We start from the raw sequence: 9,461 nt of genomic DNA, 5'->3' as shown, positions 1-9,461 counted from the left end.
TCAATAACCTGAGGAAATAGAATACATATTTCAGGAGCTTTCATGTTTTCTGGATAGGTTGCTTGAAAGTACTCATATTTGCTGCTGTCATACTTCTGAAGTGCAGTTTTCCAAGGTTTGGTCATACATACTATACCATCAGCTTGTTCAAAGCACTCTTCATCATATGGGCTAGCAAACCAAAGTTTGGGAGAAGGTGAATCTAGGAAAACCTGCTTGTTGTTGCGAATGTAAACTAGATCATACTCCCCGTCTTTAGGCGTATGAATAACACGATTCTTATCACCAAAAGCCCTATCTTCAGGATTAACAATAACACCATTATAATATACTTCATACTCTTCGAGCATTGATCTAATGATATTCATTTCGTTTATTCTATCGCCAGACATTGGCTCAAGGTATGCTTCTGAACTCAGCAAAAAATATATTTTCTTCTTAGGTGCGATCATTTTTTCTGACTCTTTCTATAAATTCTAAGTATCTATTTGGTATATCTTCACTAAAAAAAACCATCGACTCGTTCTGATATTTACTACTAACATCATCATAGCAACTTATCGAATCTAATATTTGCTTTGCGGCTTCATCAACGCTTTCAATTGTATGACACATAGGGAACGCACGTTTCGCTCCATCAAAAGGAGCTAGCAGTGGCCAGTTTCTAACTACAGGGACACATCCATAAGCCATACCTTCAATAATAGATTCATGAGAACCTTCCCTTTCGCTAGTGGAAAGCATAAAGCCAACTTTTCTAAAGAACGAGTCAACATTAGAAATATATCCTAATTCCTGAACTACTCCGTCCGGGAGTAAGCTAATTTCCTTAAGCAACAATTCGTTTTCTTTTGAGTGTATTTCACCTAAAGTTTGACCACATAGCAATAGTTTAAACTCATTATCCTGTTGATAAACAATCTTAAAAACTTCAAATGCAAATCTAAAATCCTTGACGGGTAATGCATATTGCATCATTCCCAGAGTTTTTTTTCGACCTACAGTAAACTCTATAGAAGCAGGACAAACGCGTTTTTTACAACGAATATTATCAATAACATCAATAGGAAGATTAGCAGGGAGCAACCACCCCCACATTTCTAAAAACATATCTCGAATGCCGTTAGAAATGAAAACTAAGCCATCGATTCGACCAAAGTTTATTGTTGGAGGGAAAAATGAAAGAACTTCGTAGGAATGAATCCTGACGATAATTTTCTTGTCTGCACCACTATTTTCAAGCACCCAATTGGTATTATGATTAAGCCAATCAACAAATATCACGTCAGATTTCGCGTAATATTCATCAAATTCAACAGAAGTATACTGCCTGTTTTCTTTATTAAATTCTTGCTTTTTCCGAAATGTTATCGCAAGGTTTTTGAATGCTTTTTCCCTATGATATTTTGATCTATTCTTAATTTTATTCTCTTGAAAAAAGAGTGAATCAAAGTCATTAATATCATACTTTAGACAATCAATGCCTTTTTCCTTAAACGTATCATAGAGAGGCTCGATAAAGTGCCAGCTCCTTGTAGTAAAAAGGATACTTCCATTGAATGCCCCATATTTTACCCTACTCTCGGCTGTGTTATTCGCTTTTTTTGCTAGGTGGCGACCCAGTTTCGAACTATCCAAACCATTAAGAGCCTTCCTATAATTTTTGCCTAGTCCTTGGTAGGTATTCAGATCGTGCAATCTATCGTTGTCACCAGTTTTTTCATTAAAAATAGCAGATAGAATTTCTATCTTAGCAACATATCCAAGGTTAACGAAAAAAGGAGAAATGCGAATAACATATCTCAGAATAGTAACAATAAAAGACTTAATACTTCTTTCAACGTCATTCATTATTTTTTATAGATATCCATGCATTGGCAAGCTAAAAACCTGTTTTGAAAGTTTCTCTGCTATTGGGAAATCACCTTCTTTGTAGCCTAGATATTTAAATGCTGTCTGCATATGCATACATGTTTTATAGTACACCATTGTTGGTATACCTAAAGAACTGTACTCTTGCATTGAGCGTTCTCTATTATCGCTAACTACCGTATATTGAGCCCAAGAGCTGTAATAACCATCTGGTGTATAAGGTGTTATAAATTTATCTGATAGACATTTATTGTAACTTTCTGCAGCTTTATTTCTGTTTTCTAACTCCGTAGGGAATTCAGCTAATTTCTCAAGGAGGATCGCAGCCTGAATAGTATCTAAGCGACTATTTAAACCAATTCTAACATTGTCATATTTGTCTGTTCCTTTACCATGAACACGATATGACTCAATTAATGCAGCCAGTTTGTCATCATTGGTAAAAATAGCCCCACCATCACCATAGCAACCTAGTGGTTTTGCCGGAAAGAAGCTTGTTGTAGCGATATTCCCGAAACTGCCAGCTTTTTTTCCGTTTATGGAACCGCCGAAACCTTGAGCTGCGTCTTCAATCAGTTTCAAATTATATTTATTTGCAATTCTTTGCAGCTCTACATAATTAGCCGGAAGACCAAATAGATCAACGGATATGATTGCTTTTGGTTCCAGATCGCCTTGTTCTATAACCTTGACAATTTGACTTTCTAAGCTTTTAACGCAAATATTAAATGTACGCTCATCAGAGTCAACGAACACTGGAGTAGCTTTAGCATAAGCAACAACTTCAGCCGTAGCAAAGAAAGTGAACGTTGGACAGAACACGGCGTCTCCTTCACCAACTTCAATAGCCATTAAAGCTAACTGAAGTGCATCTGTACCATTAGCACATGTAAGGGCGTGTTTTACTCCTACATATTCCGCCAACGCATCTTCAAGTTCTTTAACTTCAGGACCCATAATATAATGACCGTGATTTAAAACGTCTTGAATCCGTTTATCGATTTTGCTTTTTAGATGCTTATATTGTGATTCTAAATCTATAAATTGCATGAAATTCTACTCTGAAAGCAATGAAACTGTATCACCGTCAAGCACATATTTTTCGCCGGTATGCTGACATGTAGCAATACCCGATCCCGATACTGGTAAATCGATTTGTTCGCCATACTTGCTCATCCAACCAATTTGCTGGGCAGGAACACCAACCATCAATGCATATGCTTTTACGTTCTTATTGACTACTGCACCAGCACCAACCAGTGCGTATTCGCCAATTTCAATACCACATATAATTGTACAGTTGGCACCTAGCGTAGCCCCCTTCCTAACAGTAGTCGTTAGATACTCATTTTTTCTCTCTATAAAAGAGCGAGGGTTGTATACGTTTGTGAAAACCATGCTAGGTCCACAAAAAACACCATCTTCTAACACTACATTATCGTAAACAGAGACATTGTTTTGGATTTTAACGTTATCCCCGATTACGACTTTGTTACCAACGAACACGTTTTGTCCAAGAGAAACACCCGTACCGATTTGGGCTCCCCCACAAACATGAACCCAATGCCAAATTCTTGAGTTTTCTCCGATAGATGCACCGTCATCAACAATTGCGGTTTCATGCACAAAGTAAGTCATTTTTTATTCCAATCGAAAAAGAACACCGAAGTGCTGCTTTTATATTTTCAAACTAGTTTAGCCATTAATGGATGGTGGTTTTTACTGGATGTTTCAATTGGCATCGTCCTGATTTCGTCAACAGTTCGAATTGCGGTTTCGTTATCATCCAATCCATAACCCTTTCCAGCAAGAATTCGTTCATAGCTTTTAGTGTGGAGGCCTGTAAAACCACCAGAGAACTCAAGTTGCTCACCTTCGATGTCAATACTTCGGTAGGTTTTCTTTTCTCCCTGCACTGCGTTATCAGGAAGATTACCTTCGTCGATAGATAAAAACCACTTAACGCACGCTTTTTCATATTCCAGATAGCCAGCGGTGGTCTTATCATCGCGATAGTGCACTTCATTATGCTTGATATCGCCAAAGATGAAATGGAGCATGTCATAGAAATGAACACCAATGTTGGTAGCAACACCACCAGACTTTTCTTCAAATCCTTTCCAAGATTTCAAGTACCACTTACCTCTAGATGTCATATAGGTAAGTTCAACGTCAAATATTTTGTCTCGTGGAGAGTTCTGTACTTTTTCACGCAATGCAATGATAGAAGGGTGCAGTCTCAGTTGGAGAATAGTATTGACCTTGGCACCATATTCTTTCTCATAAGCCTTTAACGTATTGATCTCTTCATAGTTAAGGACTAACGGCTTTTCACAAATCACATCAACACCACTTTTGAGTGCAAATTTCATATGTGGTGAGTGAAGATAGTTGGGAGAGCAAATTGAAACAAAATCAAGCTTTTCGCCTTTCAGTTTCAAGTCTTCAACATACGCCGAAAAATCTTCAAATTCAGTAAAAAATTCTGCATTTGGAAAGTAGCTATCCATTATACCAACAGAGTCGTTAACATCCATCGCCACTGTGAGTTCATTTCCTGTGTCACGAATTGCAGTTAAATGTCTTGGCGCGATGTATCCAGCAGCGCCAATTAAAGCAAACTTTTTCATTGTTCGAACTCCACATTACAGACGCAGATCAGCATCACCTGTTCCAAATACATACTTAATGTCGTAAATTACATGGTTAGCCTTTACCAAACCTTTAATAACGTTCAAACCCATCTCTTTAAATTCATTGTGGTCAACAGCCAAAATTACGCCGTCATAATAATTCCTCTTAAAGTTCTTAACTAATTCAATGCCATATTCTTCTTTCACTTCTATTGAGTCTGCCCAAGAGTCATAAATGTCGACATTGATATTAAAACTCTTCAATTCATTGACAACGTCGATAATCTTTGTATTACGAACATCAGGACAATCACCTTTAAATGTAAATCCCATAATCAGCACATTGGCTTCATCGATATGGATCTTTTTACTGGCAAGCTTTTTCACCATTTGTGTAGCAACATATATACCCATTCCATCATTAATACGGCGTCCAGCTAAAATCACCTCTGGGCGGTAACCTACCTCTTGAGCTTTATGGGTTAGATAGTAAGGATCAACACTGATACAGTGCCCACCAACCAACCCTGGTTTAAAAGGCAAAAAGTTCCATTTAGTCCCTGCAGCCTTTAACACCGCTTCTGTATCAATACCTAGCTTGTTAAAGATTTTAGCAAACTCGTTGATAATCGCGATATTTAAGTCACGTTGTGTGTTTTCGATTACTTTCGCAGCTTCAGCAACTTTAATCGAAGGCGCTTTATGGGTACCTGCTGTAACAATAGAAGCGTAAACTGAATCCACAAAATCAGCCACCTCAGGTGTCGATCCAGACGTGATTTTCATAATAGTAGTCAGTCGATTTACTTTATCACCAGGATTAATACGCTCAGGGCTGTAACCTGCAAAAAAGTCACTGTTAAGGACTAAACCTGACTGTTTCTCAATGATAGGAAGACAAACTTCCTCTGTAGCGCCTGGGTATACTGTGGACTCAAATACGACAATATCACCATGTGAAATCACTTTTGCTAACGCTTCAGATGCTTTTTTAAGTGGGTTAAGGTCGGGTGTTTTTTCGTCCGTAATTGGTGTCGGGACGGTGACAACATAAAAATTGCAGTTTTTAATATCTTCAAGCTGATGCGTGTAAGTCAGCAAAGGTGAACTATTGAGCTCTTCTTGGCTGCATTCTAGGGTTAAATCAACTCCAGACTGTAACTCAGCAATCCTTTTTTGATTAATATCGAAACCTGTGGTGCTGATTTTTTTACCAAATTCAACAGCAAGTGGCAAACCAACATAACCTAAGCCTATAATACCAATATTTAAGTTTTCTAATTTCATTTCTATTCTAACCCACAGTTCAAAGGTTCAATGGCAAACCGACTTCTTTATGATCACGAGCAGAACGATAAATACCAATCAGTAGCTCTAACGACTTTAAGCCCTCTCGTCCATCGGTTTCTGGTTCCGCATTTCCGCGCAACACATCAGCGACATTTTTAAAGTATGGTGGATGACCAAAACCATACACAGACGTCGTTTGATAATTCGCTTGGTCTATTTGCTGGTCATACTCTTTCGACTCTTCAAAATTCCATTCTTGTATTTCATTGACAGCCACGCCCCCAATACGAACTGTTCCTTTTTCACCAAGAATGGTAATAGAACCTTCTAAATTATTAGGGTAAGTACACATGGTGACGGCCATAGAACCAAGCGCACCATTTCGCCACTTCATATTCACTACACCAGTATCTTCCACTTCTATATCACGATGCGTTGATGTCATGGCATGTAAAGAGTCTACCGGACCAATTAGCCAGTGCATCAGATCAACATAATGAGTAGCTTGATTCATAAAAGCCCCACCATCCATGTGCCAAGTGCCTGACCAAGCTGCTCGGTCATAATATTCTTGCGGTCTAGTCCAAAACACATTTAAGTGAACCATATGAATTTTTCCAAAACGCTTTTCGGTTACCGCACGTTTAAGCAATTGCAGCGTTGAATTTCGTCTGTTTTGCTTAACAACAAACAGTCTCACCCCTGCTTCATCGCATGCATTCACCATAGCAAGACCATCTTCCCACTTTGTCGCCATCGGTTTTTCAGTAATAACATGCACTTTAGCCTTCGCTGCCTTAATTGTTTGGCTAGCATGTATTCCACTCGGTGTACAAAGCGTAACTAAATCTAACTGCTCAGATTCAAAAAGCTTATCGATAGAGATATAGCCAGGAACCTGATAACGTTCTGTATGTTCAGCTAGAACAATAGGGTTGTTATCACAAACAGCAACAAGCTCATATTCTGGATTCAGTTGTTCAATAGAAGCAAAATGGTTTTTTGAAATACGCCCACATCCAACAACGGCTATACGGATTTTCCTTTCTTTTATCATTAATTGTTCCACTCAAATTTCATGAAGTGATTCATTTTTGAATCTCGGTTTTTCACATCACCTGAGACACTTTCTTACCACGGAAATCGCATGAACATCACCGCCCTGTAAGGCTTTCGAGAACCTTACTTAGGTAGTTTTCGTCCATTGCGTAGTTCATCCGTTTACGTTTAATGCCACCTTTAAAGGTGGTTTCACTCTTTAATAGATTCAAACACATCTGCCTGATCCTTGCTAAAGCCTCTGCGCGATCATCGGCTCTAATACGAGAATTATCCTCACTAAATGCGGTATCAAGGGACCAATGCATGGCCTCTACGCCTCAATGAGAACGCGTCGCTTCAAGCAGCCTTTGAGCTTCTAATTCTTTAGAGCATATATAGTAACGAATACTCACATCTTGCTCTGTTGCTACAGCCGATTCTTGGCGAATTGAAGCGACGATGCCCATTGATTTTAGCTCGGGGCCATTCATTCTCAATATCACCTAAAACCGACAAATCACAGTTCACTAAAGCCACTCTCGTTTCCGTTCTTCCGTGACTTTTTTCTTGAGCACTGTAAGAGCTGCCGTCAAAGTCTTGAAGCATGTCCATTCGAAAATAATCATCAAAGGCTTGCTCAAGCATTCCCTGATACCTTTCACTGCTAACAAATAATCCGCTTCTTTATCGAGGATTTTCTGCGCTATTTTCTTTTGGCATCCCATTGCATCAATCGTAACCAAGCAGCCTTTTACCTCTAGCAAGTCAAGTAGCTTGGGGATCGCGGTAATCTCATTACTTTTACTATCAACCTTCTGTTGGCCGATACTCATTCCGTTTGCAATAGCAAAAGCAAAAGCGTTCACCATGTGGATCGTTCCTTTACCTTTCGAGCGGTCATAAGAGCCACATACATAATGTTTTGCCGTCGATAGCGATGGCTTCTCCATCCGTCAGTGTATGGCAGTCAGGCTATAAAGCTTCTTTGCAACCCTGCCGGATTAATCATGCCCATCACACGAGACAAAGTATCTGCCGATGGAATGCCTGCCTCAAAATGACCATATCGTTTTAGGAAATCTAAGCGAGCATTGCCAAAGTCAATAATGCCATCCCAACCGTCATGACCAGACAAGACGCCACAAATTGTCAGCAAAATAATATCTGATAATTTGTGATCTACTTTGCTTTCTTGTCGGTAGTCTTTAATGATTTGGAAATGCATAAATGGGTTGGTTAACTCGCTCATATTTAGGCTCCTATATTGTCTAGGAGCAATTAGAAAACAACGAAAATGATCTACAAGCAGATCTTTATTTTCATGTGGTTACATTCAATAGTTGGGATTAGTGATAGGTTCAAAACGGATTCTTAGCATCTTTGCAGCCCTTATATATCAACGACCTTCATGCGGTTTCCCTGATGCGGTTTCCTGTTTCTGCCATGCTACCGCCCTTAGGTCTAACTCCTACAAGCGGTTACTCCATATAAACGAACTCATCCCTTATGTAATCGGTGCGAGCTATTGGGCAGAAATACTACATCAAAACCATACATAGAGCGAGACTGTCGCTAGCCTAGATTAGATTTTGTGATTACAGCCACTAGCTAAGCCGCTATAATGCACATAATTGTTCGTATTATAACCATAGGAATTTTGTATGATCATCGTAACTGGTGGCGCTGGCATGATTGGTAGCAACATCATCAAAGCGCTAAATGAACAAGGCATTACTGATATTCTTGTTGTCGATAATTTAAAAAATGGTCGTAAATTCAAAAACCTAGTTGATCTGGACATTGCCGATTACATGGACCGAGACGATTTCTTGGTGCAGATCATGTCTGGTGAGGATTTCGGCTCTATTGAAGCGGTATTCCATGAAGGCGCTTGCTCTGCCACCACCGAATGGGACGGCAAATATGTAATGCTTAACAACTATGAATATTCTAAAGAGCTACTACACTACTGCTTAGAGCGCGACATTCCATTTTTGTATGCTTCATCAGCCGCAACCTATGGCGATACCGATACCTTCATTGAAGAAAAAGAGTATGAAGGTGCGCTGAATGTGTACGGCTATTCCAAGCAGCAGTTTGATAACTATGTGCGCCGTATTTGGCAAGAAGCACAAGCACACGGTGAGACTCTTTCCCAAATTACCGGTTTTCGTTATTTCAATGTCTATGGCCCGCGTGAACAGCACAAAGGCTCAATGGCTTCTGTTGCTTTTCATTTAAATAATCAAATGAATGCGGGTGAAAACCCGAAACTGTTTACAGGTAGTGAAACCTTCCAGCGTGATTTCGTTTATGTGGGCGACGTTGCGGCTGTGAATTTATGGTTTATGAACAGCGGTGTATCTGGTATTTATAACTTGGGTACTGGCAACGCAGAATCTTTCCAAGAAGTGGCCAAAGCCGTTATCAAGCACCATGGTAAAGGTGAGGTTGAAACCATTCCATTCCCAGATCACTTGAAAGGTGCTTACCAAGAGTTTACTGAGGCTGATCTGACGAAATTGCGCGCCGCAGGTTGCCAGCATCAATTTAAGACGGTGGCTGAAGGTGTGGCTGAGTATATGGCTTTGATTAATAAGTAGTGATAGCTGTAATCACCCCCTC

11 protein-coding genes and 1 pseudogene are annotated in these 9,461 nt (G+C 39.5%); 1 reads left to right on the top strand and 11 read right to left on the bottom strand.

Going from position 1 to position 9,461, the window contains the following annotated elements:
• The 11 genes and pseudogenes from AACU59_RS05195 to AACU59_RS05145 form a co-directional block, all read right to left on the bottom strand.
• Nucleotides 1–452, bottom strand: a pseudogene (locus AACU59_RS05195) (glycosyltransferase); the annotation flags it as partial.
• Nucleotides 439–1,851 (bottom strand): glycosyltransferase, encoded by a 1,413-nt coding sequence (locus tag AACU59_RS05190; protein WP_094144754.1) that lies wholly within the window; start codon nt 1,849–1,851, stop codon nt 439–441. The pseudogene AACU59_RS05195 and the gene AACU59_RS05190, both read right to left, overlap by 14 nt.
• Nucleotides 1,852–1,857: 6 nt before the next feature.
• Entirely contained in the window at nt 1,858–2,922 is a 1,065-nt protein-coding gene (locus AACU59_RS05185) for a DegT/DnrJ/EryC1/StrS family aminotransferase (protein ID WP_094144755.1), read from the bottom strand.
• Between the two features lie 6 nt (nt 2,923–2,928).
• Entirely contained in the window at nt 2,929–3,510 is a 582-nt protein-coding gene (locus tag AACU59_RS05180) for an N-acetyltransferase (RefSeq protein ID WP_094144756.1), read from the bottom strand.
• 47 nt (nt 3,511–3,557) lie between these two features.
• Nucleotides 3,558–4,502 carry a Gfo/Idh/MocA family oxidoreductase gene (locus AACU59_RS05175; protein WP_094144757.1) on the bottom strand — a complete coding sequence of 315 codons (945 nt, stop codon included), beginning with the start codon at nt 4,500–4,502 and terminating at the stop codon, nt 3,558–3,560.
• Between the two features lie 15 nt (nt 4,503–4,517).
• Entirely contained in the window at nt 4,518–5,792 is a 1,275-nt protein-coding gene (tviB, locus tag AACU59_RS05170; RefSeq protein WP_161437789.1) for a Vi polysaccharide biosynthesis UDP-N-acetylglucosamine C-6 dehydrogenase TviB, read from the bottom strand.
• Between the two features lie 19 nt (nt 5,793–5,811).
• On the bottom strand, nt 5,812–6,852 hold the full coding sequence (locus tag AACU59_RS05165; RefSeq protein ID WP_094145292.1) for a Gfo/Idh/MocA family protein: 1,041 nt from the start codon (nt 6,850–6,852) through the stop codon (nt 5,812–5,814).
• Between the two features lie 97 nt (nt 6,853–6,949).
• Entirely contained in the window at nt 6,950–7,162 is a 213-nt protein-coding gene (locus AACU59_RS05160) for a hypothetical protein (protein WP_237666641.1), read from the bottom strand.
• Nucleotides 7,163–7,174: 12 nt separating this feature from the next.
• On the bottom strand, nt 7,175–7,327 hold the full coding sequence (locus AACU59_RS05155) for a hypothetical protein (protein WP_237666640.1): 153 nt from the start codon (nt 7,325–7,327) through the stop codon (nt 7,175–7,177).
• Between the two features lie 36 nt (nt 7,328–7,363).
• Complete coding sequence (locus AACU59_RS05150) at nt 7,364–7,705, bottom strand: ISAs1 family transposase (RefSeq protein WP_237666639.1); 342 nt, start codon at nt 7,703–7,705, stop codon at nt 7,364–7,366.
• Between the two features lie 98 nt (nt 7,706–7,803).
• Entirely contained in the window at nt 7,804–8,085 is a 282-nt protein-coding gene (locus AACU59_RS05145) for a transposase family protein (protein WP_237666638.1), read from the bottom strand.
• A gap of 412 nt (nt 8,086–8,497) precedes the next feature.
• On the opposite strand from AACU59_RS05145, the gene rfaD reads away from it, so the two are divergent.
• Nucleotides 8,498–9,439, top strand: coding sequence for an ADP-glyceromanno-heptose 6-epimerase (rfaD, locus tag AACU59_RS05140; RefSeq protein ID WP_094144782.1), 942 nt, complete (start codon nt 8,498–8,500; stop codon nt 9,437–9,439).
• The last annotated feature ends 22 nt before the right edge of the window (nt 9,440–9,461 follow it).

It is taken from the genome of Vibrio sp. V23_P3S9T160, from assembly GCF_963886625.1.
In the GTDB taxonomy this organism is placed as follows: domain Bacteria; phylum Pseudomonadota; class Gammaproteobacteria; order Enterobacterales; family Vibrionaceae; genus Vibrio; species Vibrio anguillarum.
This window is presented reverse-complemented; position numbering and strand designations above follow the sequence as displayed.